Source organism: Nocardioides sp. NPDC006303 (assembly GCF_040613175.1).
GTDB lineage: Bacteria > Actinomycetota > Actinomycetes > Propionibacteriales > Nocardioidaceae > Nocardioides.
In genome coordinates, this window is the sequence record NZ_JBEXRR010000014.1 from 18426 (window position 1) to 35058 (window position 16633).

The 16633-nt window shown below is 69.7% G+C and carries 18 protein-coding genes; 8 read left to right on the forward strand and 10 right to left on the reverse strand.

The features are described from left to right. Window positions 1-172 precede the first annotated feature (172 nt). Complete coding sequence (locus ABZY89_RS12925) at window positions 173-457, forward strand: DUF3263 domain-containing protein (RefSeq protein ID WP_160022554.1); 285 nt, start codon at window positions 173-175, stop codon at window positions 455-457. Window positions 458-734: 277 nt separating this feature from the next. On the opposite strand, the gene map is transcribed toward ABZY89_RS12925, so the two are convergent. The 3 genes from map to ABZY89_RS12940 are packed head-to-tail and all read right to left on the reverse strand — an operon-like array spanning window position 735 to window position 3230. Then, window positions 735-1502 (reverse strand): type I methionyl aminopeptidase, encoded by a 768-nt coding sequence (map, locus tag ABZY89_RS12930; RefSeq protein ID WP_355227830.1) that lies wholly within the window; start codon window positions 1500-1502, stop codon window positions 735-737. Window positions 1503-1539: 37 nt separating this feature from the next. Next, window positions 1540-2790: a sigma-70 family RNA polymerase sigma factor gene (locus ABZY89_RS12935; protein ID WP_355227670.1), complete on the reverse strand. Its 1251-nt coding sequence runs from the start codon at window positions 2788-2790 to the stop codon at window positions 1540-1542. Next, window positions 2787-3230 (reverse strand): YciI family protein, encoded by a 444-nt coding sequence (locus ABZY89_RS12940; RefSeq protein ID WP_355227671.1) that lies wholly within the window; start codon window positions 3228-3230, stop codon window positions 2787-2789. The genes ABZY89_RS12935 and ABZY89_RS12940 overlap by 4 nt, the downstream gene beginning before the upstream one ends. Before the next feature lie 114 nt (window positions 3231-3344). On the opposite strand from ABZY89_RS12940, the gene ABZY89_RS12945 reads away from it, so the two are divergent. Next, window positions 3345-4118, forward strand: coding sequence for a GNAT family N-acetyltransferase (locus ABZY89_RS12945; RefSeq protein ID WP_355227673.1), 774 nt, complete (start codon window positions 3345-3347; stop codon window positions 4116-4118). Here ABZY89_RS12945 and ABZY89_RS12950 read toward each other — a convergent pair whose 3' ends face one another. The 3 genes from ABZY89_RS12950 to ABZY89_RS12960 are packed head-to-tail and all read right to left on the reverse strand — an operon-like array spanning window position 4119 to window position 6498. Next, window positions 4119-4829 carry a transporter substrate-binding domain-containing protein gene (locus ABZY89_RS12950; protein WP_355227675.1) on the reverse strand — a complete coding sequence of 237 codons (711 nt, stop codon included), beginning with the start codon at window positions 4827-4829 and terminating at the stop codon, window positions 4119-4121. After that, entirely contained in the window at window positions 4822-5772 is a 951-nt protein-coding gene (locus ABZY89_RS12955) for a D-2-hydroxyacid dehydrogenase family protein (RefSeq protein WP_355227677.1), read from the reverse strand. Before ABZY89_RS12955 ends, ABZY89_RS12950 begins: the two co-directional genes overlap by 8 nt. A gap of 21 nt (window positions 5773-5793) precedes the next feature. Then, the gene (locus ABZY89_RS12960; protein WP_355227679.1) at window positions 5794-6498 is read right to left on the reverse strand and encodes a hypothetical protein; all 705 of its coding nucleotides are present in this window, start codon (window positions 6496-6498) and stop codon (window positions 5794-5796) included. 120 nt (window positions 6499-6618) lie between these two features. Here ABZY89_RS12960 and ABZY89_RS12965 point away from each other — a divergent pair, with 120 nt between their 5' ends. Both ABZY89_RS12965 and ABZY89_RS12970 read left to right on the forward strand, forming a co-directional pair. After that, window positions 6619-7251, forward strand: coding sequence for an ATP-dependent Clp protease proteolytic subunit (locus ABZY89_RS12965; protein ID WP_355227681.1), 633 nt, complete (start codon window positions 6619-6621; stop codon window positions 7249-7251). 79 nt (window positions 7252-7330) lie between these two features. Continuing rightward, complete coding sequence (locus ABZY89_RS12970; RefSeq protein WP_355227682.1) at window positions 7331-7936, forward strand: ATP-dependent Clp protease proteolytic subunit; 606 nt, start codon at window positions 7331-7333, stop codon at window positions 7934-7936. 25 nt (window positions 7937-7961) lie between these two features. Here ABZY89_RS12970 and ABZY89_RS12975 read toward each other — a convergent pair whose 3' ends face one another. Next, window positions 7962-8282, reverse strand: coding sequence for a helix-turn-helix transcriptional regulator (locus ABZY89_RS12975; protein WP_355227684.1), 321 nt, complete (start codon window positions 8280-8282; stop codon window positions 7962-7964). A gap of 263 nt (window positions 8283-8545) precedes the next feature. Between ABZY89_RS12975 and ABZY89_RS12980 the strand changes: the two genes are divergently transcribed. Together ABZY89_RS12980 and ABZY89_RS12985 are read left to right on the forward strand one after the other, a co-directional pair. Beyond that, the gene (locus ABZY89_RS12980; RefSeq protein WP_355227686.1) at window positions 8546-9013 is read left to right on the forward strand and encodes a hypothetical protein; all 468 of its coding nucleotides are present in this window, start codon (window positions 8546-8548) and stop codon (window positions 9011-9013) included. 110 nt (window positions 9014-9123) lie between these two features. Continuing rightward, the gene (locus tag ABZY89_RS12985; RefSeq protein ID WP_355227688.1) at window positions 9124-9600 is read left to right on the forward strand and encodes a hypothetical protein; all 477 of its coding nucleotides are present in this window, start codon (window positions 9124-9126) and stop codon (window positions 9598-9600) included. Here the strand turns inward: ABZY89_RS12985 and ABZY89_RS12990 are convergent, their stop codons facing one another. After that, window positions 9601-10284 carry an MBL fold metallo-hydrolase gene (locus ABZY89_RS12990; RefSeq protein ID WP_355227690.1) on the reverse strand — a complete coding sequence of 228 codons (684 nt, stop codon included), beginning with the start codon at window positions 10282-10284 and terminating at the stop codon, window positions 9601-9603. 150 nt (window positions 10285-10434) lie between these two features. Between ABZY89_RS12990 and uvrA the strand changes: the two genes are divergently transcribed. Together uvrA and ABZY89_RS13000 are read left to right on the forward strand one after the other, a co-directional pair. Next, window positions 10435-13401 (forward strand): excinuclease ABC subunit UvrA, encoded by a 2967-nt coding sequence (uvrA, locus tag ABZY89_RS12995; RefSeq protein ID WP_355227692.1) that lies wholly within the window; start codon window positions 10435-10437, stop codon window positions 13399-13401. A 75-nt stretch (window positions 13402-13476) separates the two neighbouring features. Beyond that, a complete protein-coding gene (locus ABZY89_RS13000) occupies window positions 13477-13902 on the forward strand; it encodes a Rieske (2Fe-2S) protein (protein ID WP_355227694.1) in 426 nt (141 codons plus the stop codon). A 152-nt stretch (window positions 13903-14054) separates the two neighbouring features. On the opposite strand, the gene ABZY89_RS13005 is transcribed toward ABZY89_RS13000, so the two are convergent. Both ABZY89_RS13005 and ABZY89_RS13010 read right to left on the reverse strand, forming a co-directional pair. Beyond that, a complete protein-coding gene (locus ABZY89_RS13005) occupies window positions 14055-15338 on the reverse strand; it encodes a pyridine nucleotide-disulfide oxidoreductase (RefSeq protein ID WP_355227696.1) in 1284 nt (427 codons plus the stop codon). 60 nt (window positions 15339-15398) lie between these two features. Further along, on the reverse strand, window positions 15399-16433 hold the full coding sequence (locus ABZY89_RS13010) for a LacI family DNA-binding transcriptional regulator (RefSeq protein ID WP_355227698.1): 1035 nt from the start codon (window positions 16431-16433) through the stop codon (window positions 15399-15401). Between the last annotated feature and the right edge of the window lie 200 nt (window positions 16434-16633).

Here is a 16633-nt window from a genome sequence, read left to right on the forward strand (position 1 = left end):
CGTCTCGGGTCACCAGCGGCTGACATGGAAGAGATTAGCGGACGGTCTGGCGAGCTTCAAAGAGTTGATCTGCACTTTTATGAAGATGGCCCAGATGGGCTATGCCGGGTAGTTCGAGACGGTGGCGCGTGGCGGTTTCGAGGCCGCCCGTCACGCCTGGGATGATGTACGCATGACCGAGGCGCCCCACAGCCCCGGGTCTGCCGACGGGCAGCCGGGCCTTTCCGAGAACGAGAAGCAGCTGCTGGACTTCGAGCGCTCCTGGTGGTCGGCCGGCACCGGCCGCGACGAGGCGGTCCGAGAGCAGCTCGGGATGAGCGCGGCCGAATATCACCGAGCCGTCAACGACCTGATCGACAAGCCTGAGGCGCTCGCCTACGACGGCGTCCTGGTGCGCCGGCTGCGGCGGCAGCGCGACGCGCGGCGTACGCAGCGCTCGAAGAACCCGCGCTCATAGCCCTCTCGGGTGGTCCGAGTAGCCCGGTCGGGTCATTTGCAGTCTTATGCATTGCAGATGCTTGCACATGTTCGACCTCGTCGGCTAACGTTCTTCTTGTCAGCCGCTGGTGACCCGAGACGCCAGCGGCTGACTTCTGTTTTGCCGCCTTTGCGCCGAGGCGTCAGCCGCGCAGGCCGAGACGTCAGCCGCGCAGGCCGAGACGGCACGCCGCTGCCCAGTCGGCCGACGGCAGTGACGCTTCGGCCGACGGCAGTGACGCCTCGGCAGGGGTTGGTCAGTCGCGGGCGGTGAGGATGAGCGGCCCGTCCTCGGTTATCGCGACGGTGTGCTCCATGTGAGCGCCACGGGAGCCGTCGGCGCTGCGCAGGGTCCAGCCGTCGGGGTCGGTGAAGATCTCGTCGGTGGTGTGCAGGAACCACGGCTCGATCGCGATGACGAGACCGGGCTGCAGCTTGAAGCCGCGGCCGGGGCGGCCGTCGTTGGCGATGTGCGGGTCGCCGTGCATGGTGCGGCCGACGCCGTGGCCGCCGAACTGGGTGTTGATCTTGAGACCCTTCGCGCGGGCGACGCTGGCGATCGCGTGGGAGATGTCACCGACCTTGTTGCCGACGCGTGCGGCGTCGATGCCGGCGGCGAGCGCCTGGGTGGTGGTCTCGATCAGGTCGAGGTCCTCCTGGCGGGGCGTACCGACGACGACGGAGAGGGCCGAGTCGGAGACCCAACCGTCGACGCTGGCCGCGAAGTCCACGCTGAGGAGGTCGCCGTCCTGCAGCTTGTAGTCGAAGGGCAGGCCGTGCAGCACGCCGTCGTTGACCGAGGTGCAGAGCACCTTCCCGAACGGCATCGCGCCGAAGCTCGGGTGGTAGTCGATGTAGCAGGACTCCGCGCCGCGGTCCTTGATCATCTTGTGCGCCAGCTCGTCGAGCTCGAGCAGGTTGACACCCACGGCAGCGTGCTCGCGGAGTGCGGTCAGGACATCGGCCACGAATCGGCCGGCGGGCTTCATCTGCTCGATCTGGGTCGGGGTGCGCAGTTCGATCACAGGCACAGCGTATCCTGAGAACGGTTCTCAGTAGAACTCAGCAGCGAGCGTCCCGCAGCGCGGCCGCCTTCGACGTGAGAAATCGGCGCTCGGCGAGGTTCGTGGCCCGCACCGAGGCGAGATCGTACGCAGCGGCAGCACCGTCCAGGTCGCCGGCGAGCTCCAGCAGATGAGCGCGCACCGCCGGCACCCGGGGATGGTCGGCGAAGCCGCCGGCTCCGTTCTCGGCGCAGTCGCGCAGGAGCTCGTCGAGCAGCGCGAGCGCGGGGCCCGGGCCGTCGGCGTACCCGACCGCGACAGCCTTGTTGAGCGTCACGATCGGCCCGGGCGCGACCTTCTCCAGCAACCCGTAGAGCGCGGTGATCTGTAGCCAGTCGGTCGTCTCCGCGGTGGGCGCGCGATTGTGGAGCGCGGCGATGGCGGCCTGGATCTGGTAGGTCCCCGGCCGGCCGGTGCCGATGACGGCGTCGACCAGCGCGACGCCTTCGCGAGTGGCCTCGTGGCGCCACAGGCTCCGGTCCTGGTCGGCCAGTGGCACCACGGCGCCGTGCGCGTCGATCCGGGCGGGGCGCCGAGCATCGAGCAGCAGCATCAGTGCGAGCAGACCACCGAGCTCGCCGTGTGCGCTCCCGGTCATGCGGGCGAGCGCGGTGCGGGCGAGGCGGGTCAACCGGATCGCCTCGGCGCACAGGTCGACCCGCTGCAGCTGGTCGCCCTCGGTCGCGACGTACCCCTCGTTGAAGAGCAGGTAGAGCACCTTCATCATCGCCGGGATCCGCGCGGCGAGGTCGGCGGCGCCGTCGATCCCGAGCGAGCGGCCCTTGATCGTCGCCTTCGCCCGGGAGATCCGCTGCGCCATCGTCTTCTCCGGGACGAGGTAGGCGCTCGCGATCTCCCGGGTGGTGAGCCCGCCGACCGCCCGCAGGGTCAGCGCCACCGCCGAGGCCGGGGTCAGGCTGGGATGGCAGCAGAGCAGGAGTACGTCGAGGGAGTCGTCCCCTTCGTACGTCTCCTGCCCCTCTGGCTCCGCCAGCTGATCGGCCTGCTCGCGGTCGCGGCGACGCGACTCGCTGCGCTTGGCGTCGATGAGACGGTGCATCGCCGTGGCGATCAGCCAGCCGCGAGGGTTCTCCGGGACGCCGCGCTCCGGCCAGGTGCGTACCGCCTCGACGAGCGCCTCCTGGACGGCGTCCTCCGCGGCGTCGAAATCCCCGCAGCGCCGGGTGACGACGGCGACGACCTGCGGAGTGAGGTCGCGCAAGAGGTCACCCGGCAACGCCTCGGTCACTCGATGCTCGCCTCGCCGAAGGCGATCGTGTCATCGACCGAGGAGCCGTCGGTGCCGTGGTACATCCGGCGCACCTGGATCGGCTGCTCGATCGGCCGCCCGCCGGGGCCGGGGGCGGCGGAGTAGAGCCCGGCGATCTCCAGGGCGCGCTCCTGGGTCTCGGCGTCGATGATCATGTAGCCGGCGACCCACTCCTTGAACTCCTGGAACGGTCCGTCGGTGACGGTCTTGTCGGTGCCGTCAGAGGTCACCACGAACGCCTGGTCGGGCGGCGTCAGGGCCTCGACGTGCACGAGCTCGCCGGACTCGGTCAGGGCCTTGTTGAGCGCTTCGTAGTAGCTCATGTGGCCTTGCACCTCCTCCGGCTTCCACCCGGCCATCCCGCCGGGAGTCTCGTCGTTGCCGGCTTGGTAGTCGAGGATCATCAGGTAGCGAGGCATGTCCTCACCCTTCCACTTCGGGCGCTCCTTGTAAGCGCCATTCACGAGGGGAACGGAGCCGGCGGCGCGATAACTACATGCTTCGGCGTACGACTTCGGCGTAGGTTTCTCGCCGTGCTCAAGGCCTATGACGAACAGCTGCGAACCGATGCCGAGACCGCCGGGGCGGTGTCGGTGACCCGGCACGGACCGCTGCGCCTCGCGACCTTCGGTGGCGGGCGCGGATTCATCTCCTACCAGGATCTCGGTGGGGCCGACGCAGCCGGCGTCGAGGAGCTGGTCGCCGCGGCGGTCACGCACTTCGATGCCGACCCGGCGATCGACGAGGTCGAGTGGAAGACCCGCGGCCACGACCACGCCCCGAGACTGCACGACACGCTGCTGAGGCACGGCTTCGCGCCCGACGAGCCGGAGTCGATCATGGTCGGTGAGGCTGCGCTTCTGGCCGTCGACGTGCCCCTGCCGGACGGGATCGGCCTGCGTGCCATCACCAGCGAGCAGGACGTACGCGCCGCGAGCATCGTGCAGGACGGCGTCTTCGGCTCGCCGCCCTCGGAGGCTCGGGTCGAGAGCCAGTTGCGTGGGATCGCGGCGGGGGAGAGCGAGATGTGGGTCGCCGAGGCGGACGGCGAGATCGTCAGTGCAGGCCGGATCGACATGGTGCCCGGAACGGAGTTCGCCGGCATCTGGGGCGGAGCGACGCTGGAGAAGTGGCGCGGCCGCGGCATCTACCGCGCCCTCACCGCCGCTCGCGCCCGCACCGCCATCGCCCGCGGCAAGCGCTACATCCACAGCGACTCCACCGAGTTCTCCCGGCCGATCCTGGAGCGCTCGGGGCTGGCGAAGATCGGCACCACGACGCCCTACGTCCGGCGCAGCTCTCGGTGATCAGGGAGCGACCGACGCGTCCTGCCCCGAGGTGGCCAGCGACTCGGCGATCCGTCCGCTCGCCTTCAGGTCCTCGACCAGATCGTGCAGGAAGCGCACGGTGGCTGGACGATGATCCCGCGCGACCGCCACGGCCTGGCGGATCTGCATGAACCGCGGCTCGACCAGCCGCAGACCGGGGTCGGCGGCGACGTGCCGGCTGAGAGGCTGCCGGATCCCGGCGGCGACCTCGAGCCCGTGCTCGCGGAAGGCGTCGATCCCGTCGGCGCCGCGTACGACTTCTGCGTTCTCCAGCGTGCGGGTCAGGAAGAGGTCGTAGGCCGAGCCCTCCTTCACGCCGACCCGAACGCCCGGGCGATCGACGTCGTCCGCGGTCCGGATCGGGGAGTCGGCCGCGACGGCGTAGACGCCCTCGATGAGGACGTACGGCGCGGTGAACTCGACCTCTGCGGCCCGGGCGGGCTCGATCGCGAGGAAGGCGACGTCGGCGGACCCGCTCCGCAGCACCTCGAAGGACTTGCGGGCGGCGTCGAAGCACTGGAAGGAGACCGGTACGCCGAGCCGGCGCGCCAACTCCCGGGCGATGTCCACGGTGACCCCGCTCGGCGCGTCGGGCGTGCCCTGGGCGAGGACCGGGTTGCCCAGGTTGATCGAGGCGCGCAGGGTTCCGGTCGGTGCCAGATCGGCGGCGATCTGGATCGGGTCAGGCATCAGGGTCCTTCGGCAGGAGGGTGCGGATCGGGTCACCGGCCAGCCAGGCGGCGATGTCCTCGACGGCGCCGCCGTAGAAGCGGTGGTAGTTGTCCTCGGTGACGTAGCCGAGGTGCGGCGTCGCGACCACGTTCGGGAGATGGCGCAGCACGTCGTCGGCGGGCAGCGGCTCGACGTCGAAGACGTCCAGGCCCGCGCCGGCGATCGTGCCGGAGCCGAGGTGGGCGATGAGCGCCTCGGTGTCGACCAGCCCCGCGCGCGAGGTGTTGACCAGGTGGGCGGTCGGCTTCATCGATGCCAGGTCGGCATGTCCGACGACGTGTCGCGTGGTCTCCGAGAGCACGAGATGGAGCGAGACGATGTCGCTGGTCTCGAACAGCGTGGCCTTGTCGACCGCGCGCACCCCGAGCGGCTCGGCGCGCTCGGCGGTGAGGTGCGGGCTCCAGGCGATCACCTCCATCCCGAACGCCTGCCCGACGGCCGCGACCCGAGTCCCGATCTTGCCGAGCCCGAGCAGACCGAGGGTGCGGCCGTGGAGGTCGCTCCCGACCGTCCGCTGCCAGCCGCGACCGGTCGCCTCGGTGACGACGTGGCGGGTCAGCGCGTGGATCAGCGCCCAGGTCAGCTCGACCGGCGGATGCGGGCTCGACGGGGTGCCGCACACCGTGACCCCGAGCCGGGCGGCCGCGGCGAGATCGATCGAGGCGTTGCGCATCCCGGTCGTGACCAGCAGCTTCAGGTCCGTCAGCCGCTCCAGGACGGCCGCCGGGAACGGCGTACGCTCCCGCATCGCCACCACGATCTCGGCGCCGTCGAGCGCCCGGACCAGCGCGTCCGGCCCCAGGTGCTCGGCCAGCGAGATCACCTCGACCCCATCTAGAGAGTCCCATGCGGCGTACGTCCTCGCCACATCCTGATAGTCGTCGAGAATCACGCAGCGCACGTGCAGAGCGTACGAGGTGGGTCAGTAGCGATTCAGAAGGTGATCGGGCACGAGGTCGAGGAAGGCGGTCAGGTCGGCCAGACGTGGTTCGAGCTCCTCGGGTCGCGCGGGTCCGTCGACGACCATGACCAGCCAGGTCCCGTCGAACTGATAGCGCGCCACGTTGCGTAAGAGGTGGTCGCGCATCTCCTCGTGGAGCACAGCCGTGGCAAACGCCTTGCGGGTCGTCTCCACGAAGTACGCGCGTTCGAAGGAGTCCTCGCTGCGGGAGACCAGCCGCCACAGGCCAGTGGGGCGGGGCTTCGGCCGGAGGTGCAGCCACGGATGGAGATGCCCGAGGTCGAACCCGACCAGGTGGACGCGCTCCGATCGATAACAGTAGAGGCCTTGGATCATGCGTTCGCGCGACCACGACCTGTGCTCGTAGGAGAGGAAGGGCAGGCCGGCGTGAGTGCCGGTGACCACGTCGATCGCCTGTGGTCCGGGGGTGAGCGCGGAGTCCACTTCAGTCGGCATCAGCTGGAACCTCGTCGGGGCGCTCTCGCCCTTGCTGGTGTACGTCCAGCCGCGACTCGCGCACAGGGCTGCATACGCGGCGTCGGGGCCGGATTCTCGGACGAGTCGGCGCATCTTGACGCCCGTCGTCGTCGCCACCACGGCGGCGTAGAGACCGTAGGCAAGCACTGCCGCGGCCAGGATGTGAACGACTCCGATGTCGGCGAGCATGGGTGAGAGTGTGCCGAAGCCCCGGCTGGAACGGGGCCGGACTGCGCGATCTGCTGTGGGCAGATCTGCCTGCGGCAGATTCGCTGGAATCCGGCGTACGCCTGGATCAGGCTCGACAGCATGACCCAGACACCCATCACGGCCGGGCCGCTCGACGAGCAGCTCACGGCGCGACTGCAGAACCAGAGGATCATCGTGCTCGGCCAGGAGGTGGACGACGCGATCGCAAACCGGATCTGCGCGCAGCTGCTCCTGCTCAGCGCTGAGGACCCGCACCGCGACATCTCTCTCTACATCAACTCACCCGGCGGCTCGGTGACGGCCGGGATGGCGATCTACGACGTGATGCACCTGATCCCCAACGACGTCTCCACGCTGGGGATGGGGATGGCGGCCAGCATGGGGCAGTTCCTGCTCACCGCGGGCACGCCGGGCAAGCGCTACGTCCTGCCGCACACCGAGGTGCTGCTGCACAAGGGGTCCGCGGGGATCGGCGGCTCGGCGGCCGACATCGAGGTGCAGGCCGCGCGGCTGGCGCGGATGACCGAGCAGATGCTCCGGATCACCGCCGCCCACACCGGTCAGAGCGTCGAGCAGATCGACCAGGACTCGCTGCGCGACCGGTGGTTCACCGCCGAGGAGGCGCGCGAGTACGGATTCGTGGACGAGGTGCTCAACGACGTGCAGTCGGTGACGCCGGTGCAGCAGCGCAGCGCCGCCTTCGGTCTCACCTCGGCTGGGGGTGTCCGATGAGCGAGCGTCAGCGAGCGAACATTGGATCTTTCATCGGGCCGCGTCCGTATTCTGGCGCTTGCGCTACGGAGGTGGCCCGATGAGCTCGTACACGATTCCCTCGGTCATCGAGAAGACCCCACGTGGCGAGCGGGCGCTCGATGTCTACAGCCGCCTGCTCTCGGACCGGATCGTCTATCTCGGAACGCCGATCGACGACGGGGTCGCCAACGTGGTCATCGCGCAGCTGATCCACCTGGAGTCGGACGCGCCCGACAGGCAGATCGAGCTCTATCTCAACTCTCCCGGCGGTGACCCGACCGCGATGCTGGGCATCTACGACACGATGCAGTTCCTGCGTTCTCCGGTGGCGACCACCTGCGTGGGCCAGGCGGCGGGCTCGGCGGCCGTGCTGCTTGCCGCGGGGGAGCCGGGGCGGCGTACGGTCCTCCCGCACGCGCGGGTCGTGCTGCAGCAGCCGGGCCAGGACGGTCAGCGGGGCGATGTCACCGACCTGCAGGTCGCGGCGAAGGAGATCGGCCGGGTGCGAGCCGAGATGGATACGCTGCTTGCGCGCCACACCGGCCACGGCACCGACCAGATCCACGCCGACACCGAGCGCGACCTCGTCCTCGGTGCCGAGGAGGCGGTGGCGTACGGGCTGGTGGACGCGGTGCTGGAGAGCCGCAAGCTCGCCTCGGTGTGACCTGGGGTGACCTGGCCTGCGGAGGTCAGGCGGCGAGAGCCATGGGGCCGGACGGGCGGGCGCCCGCGCGCAGCGTGCGGGTGACCCGCTCGGTGAGGTCGACGAGGCCGAGGCCCAGCGCACCACCGACCGCCTCGAGCACCTCGGAGCTCGGCTCCTTGCGGCCGCGCTCGATCTCGGAGAGATACTGCGTCGAGACACCGGCATCGCCGGCGACGTCGGCGAGCGTACGTTCCTGGCGGGACCGCTCGTCACGGATCACCTGGCCGGCGGCCTCACGCCACAGCGGCGCCGGCTTGTCGTGGTCCGGCAGCGGATGGCCGGGAAATCTGATTACTTCGCCCATGCCAACACAGTAGCGCTCCACACGAGGGCCGAACGGGCCGTTCGCGCCCGGCGAACAGACCTCTTACCAGGGGTTATATCGGTCGAACGATAGATGACAAGGACTTGCCAGCGAGGCCCGACACCCCGATAGTGGTCGCACAGTTTCGATCTTTGTAGGTCTACTGTGCACGACCAGAGAACTTGTCGAGTCGTTGGTATCACGGGGGAATCGTGTTGCATCGCAAGCAGATCGCCTTGGCTGGAATGGCAACGGGGCTGGCCATGACGAGCATCGGGATTGGTGGCCTGATCGTCGGCAACGCCGGAGCGGAAGAGCCAGGACACAGTTACGCCACGGAAGAGTCCGGGGTCAGCCTGATCTCGCCGGTCTCGCCGGTGGCACCGCTGGAGAAGTCGTCCTCGACGCCTTCGCAGGCTGGTCCACCCAGCCAGATGGGTCCCGGGAGCGAGGTTCCCGAGGTCGCTGAGCCGGTCCCGGCGAGCCCGCGGTCGGTCGAGGAGTCGGCAGGCGGCTCCATGTCTCCGCTCCCGGCGCGACCCACTCAGGTGCCGTCGGAGCCGAGGCCGTCGGGCAGGCCGACCGAGTCGCCGAGCGAGCCCAGCGAGTCGCCGAGCGAGAGCCCGAGCGACCCCAGCGAGTCGCCGAGCGAGCCCAGCGAGTCGCCGAGCGAGCCGACCGAGTCGCCGAGCGAGCCCAGCGAGTCGCCGAGCGAGAGCCCGACCGACTGACCCGGGCTCCCGGGTGTGGTGCCGCGATGCCCCGGGGTGGATAACGCTCGAGGCGTCGCTGCCCTACGCTGTGCGCCACACCAGGCGCGGGGCGGGTACAGGGAGTCGAGTTGCAGAGCAAGCAGGTCGCCGTGGCAGGCATCCTGACCGGCGCGGTCATCACCGGTCTCGGGGTGGTCGTCCTACTCGCCGGCCTGGCGGAGGCCGAGCGACCCGATCGTGACCCGGTCACGGGTTTCGAGGACGTCGGGAACGTCTATCCCGATGTGGATCCGTTGCCGCCGCCCGGCTCGAAGCCGTCGGAGGAGCCCTCCGCCGGCTATTCGGCGCGTCCGCATGGCGCGGGGGCCGATCGCGGCGGCCCGACGTACGGACCCGAGGAGACGGACCCGTCCACGGCTGGCGACCCGGACCGGCCGACGGCGTCGCGTGAGCCGGACGAGCCCGCCGAGACCGGTGGCTCGACGCCCACCTCCAGGCCCACGCTGACGACGGAACCGGAGCCGACCGCCGAGCCGACCGAGTCGGCCGATCCGACCACGGATCCGACGCCGACGGAGACCGCGACCCCGACTACGGAGCCGTAGTCACCATCCTCGCGCGCGCCATTCAGCGAGGTGCGGACGCTCGGCGCCGAGCGTGGAGTCGTCGCCGTGGCCCGGGTAGAACCAGGTCTCGTCGGGGAGGGTGGCGAAGATGCGCTCCTCGACATCGTCGAGGAGTTGGGTGAAACGTACGGGATCCTGCTGCGTGTTTCCCACGCCGCCCGGGAAGAGGCTGTCGCCGGTCCACAGGTGAGGCGTGCCCTCGGGGTCGCGGTAGACCAGAGCGACCGACCCGGGTGTGTGCCCGCGCAGCGCGATGACCTCGAGCGTGCAGTCGCCGACGGCGACCGTGTCTCCGTGGGAGAGCGTGCGAGAGATCGGTACGCCGGTGGCCTCCGTGATCGCGGCGGCATCGGGCTCTCCGGCGAGGGCGGCGGCACCGGTCGCGGCGGTCACGTCGGCCAGGGCCCGGTGGTGGTCCCAGTGCTGGTGGGTGGTGACGACGGTGGCCAGTTCCTCGCCGATGAGGGGGAGCAGGGTCTCCGGCTCGGCCGCGGCGTCGATGAGGAGCTGCTCGCCGGTCGTGCGGCAGCGCAGCAGGTAGCAGTTGTTGGACATCTGCGCGTCGACGGCGACCTTCGTGACGGTCAGCCGGTCGAGCTCGCGTACGTCGGCCGGGCCGCCCGGTTTCACCGCGCCTGTATAAGTGGTAGGGGCATCGCTCATGCGTCTATGCAAGCACGTCGGACACGACCAGAAGTAAAATGTCGGTGCTCCGTGAGAGGGTGCCATCTGGGAGTCTTCCCGGCGTCGTATGATGCGAACATCTGTTCGACGCAGTAGCGCGATGCGATAAGCACTGGACGAGGAAAGAACGTGGCGGAGCAGCAGCTGATCATCCGGGGAGCCCGGGAGCACAACCTGAAGGATGTCTCCCTCGACCTGCCTCGGGACTCGATGATCGTGTTCACCGGCCTGTCCGGAAGTGGGAAGTCGAGTCTCGCGTTCGACACCATCTTCGCGGAGGGCCAGCGTCGCTACGTCGAGTCGCTGTCGGCCTACGCTCGGCAGTTCCTCGGTCAGATGGACAAGCCCGACGTCGACTTCATCGAGGGGCTCTCCCCGGCGGTCTCGATCGACCAGAAGTCGACCTCGAAGAACCCGCGCTCGACGGTCGGCACCATCACCGAGGTCTACGACTACCTGCGTCTGCTCTACGCGCGCGCGGGCCGTCCGCACTGCCCGACCTGTGGTGCGCCGATCGAGCGGCAGACGCCGCAGCAGATCGTCGACCACGTGCTCACGCTGGAGGAGGGGCGCCGCTTCCAGGTGCTGAGCCCGGTGATCCGGGCCCGCAAGGGGGAGTACGTCGAGCTCTTCAGCCAGCTGCAGCAGCAGGGCTACTCCCGCGTGCGGGTCGACGGCGAGACCCACCAGCTCGACGCTCCGCCGAAGCTCGAGAAGCAGAAGAAGCACACCATCGAGGTGGTCATCGACCGGCTCGCGGTCAAGGAGTCCTCCAAGCGGCGGCTGACCGACTCGGTCGAGACCGCGCTGGAGCTCGCCGGCGGCCTGGTCGTCTTCGACTTCGTCGACACCGGCGAGCAGATGAAGTTCTCCGAGCGGATGTCGTGCCCCAACGACCACCTGCTCGACACCGACGAGCTCGAGCCGCGGTCGTTCTCCTTCAACTCGCCCTTCGGTGCCTGCCCGGCCTGCACCGGCCTCGGCACCCGGATGGAGGTCGACCCCGAGCTGGTCGTCCCCAACCCGGCAGCCACCCTCGCCGAAGGCGCGCTGCAGCCCTGGTCCCAGGCCCACGTCGCCGAATACTTCCTGCGGCTCCTGGAGGCTCTCGGCGGTGAGCTCGGCTTCGACCTGGACACCCCCTGGGACGACATCCCGGCCGCCGGGCAGAAGGCGATCCTCGACGGTCACGGGCGCAAGGTGCACGTGGTCTCGGTCAACCGCTACGGCCGCCGCCGTTCCTACGACGCCGAGTTCGAGGGCGTACGCCGCTGGGTGGAGCGCCGCCACAAGGAGGCCGAGTCCGATACCACCCGGGAGCGCTTCGAGGGCTACATGCGCCAAGTGCCGTGCCCGACCTGCAAGGGCACCCGGCTCAAGCCCGTCTCGACCTCGGTGACACTGGGCGAGCGGAGTGAGGGCGGTCTCAACATCGCCGAGCTGTGCGCGCTGCCGATCAACGAGGCCGCGGACTGGCTCGACCAGGTCGAGCTCAGCGGCCGGGAGCGGCAGATCGCCGAGCAGGTCCTCAAGGAGATCCAGGCGCGGCTGCGCTTCCTCCTCGACGTCGGCCTCGACTACCTCTCCCTGGAGCGGCCCTCGGGTTCGCTCTCCGGCGGCGAGGCCCAGCGGATCCGGCTGGCGACCCAGATCGGGTCCGGTCTGGTCGGCGTCCTCTACGTCCTGGACGAGCCCTCCATCGGCCTCCACCAGCGCGACAACCACCGGCTGATCGAGACCCTCGAGCGGCTCAAGCGGCTCGGCAACACCCTGATCGTCGTCGAGCACGACGAGGACACCATCAAGGTCGCCGACTGGGTCGTCGACATCGGCCCCGGCGCCGGTGAGCACGGCGGCCAGGTGATCCACTCCGGCACGGTCGAGGAGCTGCTCGCCAACGAGCAGTCCGTGACCGGTCAGTATCTGGCGGGTCGCCGCGAGATCGCCGTCCCGGCCGTACGTCGCCCCCGCACCGCCGGGCGCGAGCTGACCGTCCACGGTGCCAAGGAGAACAACCTCAAGGACATCGACGTCACCTTCCCGCTGGGGCTCTTCCTCGCGGTCACCGGCGTCTCCGGCTCGGGCAAGTCGACGCTGGTCAACGACATCCTCTACACCGCCCTGGCCAAGGAGTTCTACCGCGCCCGGACGGTCCCGGGCCGGCACACCAAGATCTCCGGTCTGGACAACGTCGACAAGGTGATCCACGTCGACCAGTCCCCGATCGGGCGCACGCCGCGGTCAAACCCGGCCACCTACACCGGCGTCTTCGACCACATCCGCAAGCTCTTCGCCTCCACCCCGGAGGCCAAGATGCGGGGCTACCTGCAGGGCCGGTTCTCGTTCAACGTCAAGGGCGGCCGCTGCGAGGCCTGCTCGGGTGACGGCACGATCAAGATCGAGATGAACTTCCTGCCCGACGTGTACGTCCCGTGCGAGGTCTGCCACGGCGCGCGCTACAACCGCGAGACCCTCGAGGTCCACTACAAGGGCAAGTCGATCGCCGAGGTGCTCGACATGCCGATCGAGGAGGCGGTGGAGTTCTTCGCCGCCGTGCCCGCGATCGCGCGCCACATGAAGACCCTGGTCGAGGTCGGTTTGGGCTACGTGCGGCTGGGGCAGCCCGCGACCACGCTGTCCGGTGGTGAGGCACAGCGGGTCAAGCTCTCCGCTGAGCTGCAGAAGCGCTCGACCGGCAAGACGCTCTACGTCCTCGACGAGCCGACCACCGGCCTCCACTTCGAGGACATCCGCAAGCTCATCGGTGTGCTCTCCTCGCTGGTCGACAAGGGCAACACGGTGCTGGTGATCGAGCACAACCTCGACGTGATCAAGACCGCCGACTGGATCATCGACATGGGTCCGGAGGGCGGCAATCGCGGCGGCACGGTGATCGCCGAGGGCACTCCCGAGACCGTCGCCGAGACCCCTGGCAGCCACACCGGCGGCTTCCTCGCCCCGCTGCTCGACGGCAAGGCCGCTGAGCAGCCGCCGGACAAGCCGGTGAAGGCGAAGGCGGAGCCGGCCAAGACCCCAGCCAAGAAGACGGCGGCCAAGAAGAAGCCGGCGACGCGGAAGAAGGTCAGCGCGTCCTGACCTGAGGTCGAGATTTGCCCGACGGTTTGCGCTCGGCGGGGGACGTGCGTCGCTGACGTGCCTATTCTGGGCCGCATGAGTGAATCTCGAATCACCCGGCGGAAGGTCGTCACCGGCACCGCGATGACCGCGGTCGGCGTGCCTCTCCTGGCAGCATGCGGCAGCGGTGACGACTCGGGCACCGGCTCCTCGGGTGACAGCGGATCAGGTGGCAGCGGTCCGCTGGTCGCGACCAGCGAGGTCCCGGTCGGCGGGGGAGTGATCGTCGCCGACCGCAACCTGGTGGCCACCCAGCCGACCGAGGGCACGTTCAAGGTCTTCTCCGCGATCTGCACCCATCGGAGCTGCCCGGTCACGAAGGTCGCCGGCGGCACCATCGACTGCCCGTGTCACGGCAGCCGCTTCTCGATCGAGGACGGCTCGGTGACGCAGGGCCCGGCGACGAGTGCCCTGGAGGAGGTCGCCTTCGAGGTCACCGACGGCGAGATCGTCCCCAGCTGAGCCAGCCTGGTCGAGACGTCGCCCCCGCAGGCCGAGGCGTCACGCGCACAGATCGAGGCGTCAGCTCTGCAGGCCGACACGTCACGCGCTGCCCACTCGACCTGCAGAAGTGACGTTTCGACCTGCAGAAGTGACGTTTCGGCGGGATTGGATCAGGCGCGTGCGAGGGCCTGAGCCCGCCACAGCTCGTCGCGCGGCGAGCGGCGGCGGTCGAGACGAGCGTCCAGTAACACCCGGGCCTCGTCCCAGCGGTCGGCGCGGAGCAGGGCGGCGATGCGGGCCTCCTCGATGATCTCCCGCTGCGCGTCGGAGCCGCCGAGGCGGCGGATCGACGGGGCGAGCGCGGCGAGCCGGTCGGCGGCAGCCGAGTTCTCGTCGCGGGCCATCATCCCCAGCGCCTCGGCGAGCGGGGAGACGACCGTGGCCATGGTCGGATGTACGTGGCCGGCGGCCCACGACCTCAACTCGTCGAGCGCCCCGGCGTCACCGGTGGCGAGGTGCGTGACTGCGGTGTGCATCGCCAGGAACGGGGTGGCGGGCCGGATCATCGTCTCGCGGCCGGTGACGCGTACGACCTCGGCGATGTCGGGCACGTCGCGAGCACCCGGCGTGAGCGCCCACCGGAAGAGCAACGAGCCGGAGTCGACCAGCGCCCGGCATCCCAGCGCGTGGCCGGGCTGGAGCTGGGTCTCGTAGCGGCGGCGTACGGCGTCCAGGTCGCCGAGCGAGAGCTCGTGCAGCGCGGCGTGCCAGGAGAAGTGGGACAGCGAGTCGATCTGGGCGCCGTCGCCGAGCACCCACGAGGACATCCAGGTGAGACCGGCCTCGTGGTCGCCGGTCTCGTAGTGGGCGTGTGCGCGGGCGTGGGCGGAGTGGCCGGCGCCGGGCTCCACCGCCAGCGAGGCACAGGAGAGCGACATCGCGTCGTCGAAGCGGCGCTGCTCCTGGCGTACGAAAGCGAGCAGGCCGGCGAACCACCAGTCGTCGCCGTAGGCGGGCCTGGCGCGTTCGACGATCGCCCACGCCTCCTCGGGCACCTCGGTGGCCCCGGCGAAGGCGATGGTCGGCACCGCGGTCGAGAGCAGCAGCGCATCTCGCGGGAAGGCCGCCAGGTGGTCGATCAGTGGCCGCGGGTTGCCGCCGATGTGGGCCTCGACCGCGTGGACGTGGCTGCGCTCGCGCTCGGTCGCCCGCCGAGCGTGCAGCCGAGCCTGCTTCAGACGAGCGCCGACGTCGACGGGCGCGCACATCTCGTGGCCGAGCAGTGCCAGCGCGGCGTGTCCGAGCGCGAACGTCGGGTCGAGGACGATCGAGGCCGCGAAGGAGGCGAGGGCGCCGTCCCGTAGACGAAGCACGTCGAGCAGCCCCTGGGAGTAGGCCAGGGCAGCTTCGTCACTGGTGGTCAGCGCGTATCCGTAGCGGTCACGACAAGGCACATAACCATACTAGACCACTAGACTTTAAAACCCAGGCCGGCGCGGCAGATTTCCCCAGACTCAGGGAACCGGGAGCTCGCCGGAGCCCCGGGGGATCAGCCGGGCGCCGATGGTGACCGTCTGGGGCGGGCCTGCGGTGTCGCCGGCGATGCGCTGGAAGAGGAGTCGCGCAGCGGCCGCGCCCATGGCGCCGGGATCCTGGGCGACGACGGTGAGCCCCGGCTGGAGGAGATCGCCGAGCTCGACGTCGTCGAACCCGACCAGGGCCAGTCGCGTCGAGCGCCGGGCGACCTCGCGGAGCACGCTGACGGTGGTGCGACTGTTGCCGCACAGCAGCGCCGTCGCCGGTGACGGTCCGTCGAGCAGCCGGTCCAGTGCGTCGGCGGTCGACGCGGGGGACGGCGGTGCCTGCGTGACGAGATCATCGAAGAAGGGGATCCCGGCGGACTCGAGCGCGTCGCGATAGCCGCGCAGGCGCTCGCCGGCGGTGTAGATCTCCGGCGCGTCGCCGATGAAGCCGATACGGCGATGTCCGTGGGAGAGCAGATGCTCCACGCCGCGCCGGCTGCCACCGCGGTTGTCGGTGAGGATCATGTCGGCCTCGATGTCCCCGGGCGGGCGGTCGACGAACACGACCGGGATGCCGGCCCGCATCTCGGGGAGGAGGTAGGAGTGGCTGGTGCCGGCCGGTACGACGATCAGCCCGTCGACGCGCCGCTCGCAGAACGCGAGGGCGAGCTCGCGCTCCCGGTCGGCGTCCTCGGCCGAGGATCCGGCGAAGACCATCGTCCCATGCTCCCGGGCGACCTCCTCGACCGCGCGGGACAGGATCGAGTAGAACGGGTCGGCGACGTCCTCGAGCAGCAGCCCGACGGTGCCCGACCGTCCCTGCCGCAGGTCACGAGCGCTGGCGTTGCGCCGGAAGCCGAGCGCGGCGATCGACTCGAGCACGGCTGCGCGTAGGTCGTCGTTGACGTTCGACTCGCCGTTGACCACCCGCGAGACGGTCTTCAGGCTCACCCCGGCCGACGCCGCGACGTCCTTCATGGTCGGGCGGCGCTGCTGACGGGTCTGCTCGGACGGGGGTGATGCCACGTGCTCAGCGTAGACGTCGATCCGAGCGCGACAACGATGTCTCGATTCTTCCCGTGTGTCGGCACAAATCACGAGGCATCTCCGCAGTGCACGCGTAAATCCTTCGCAAACGTCGTTGACAACGTTGTCATCTCACGGTTCCATCTGGGATGGCCCCCATGTGAAGGAGATCACACCGATGCATCGTTGGGACGTACCAC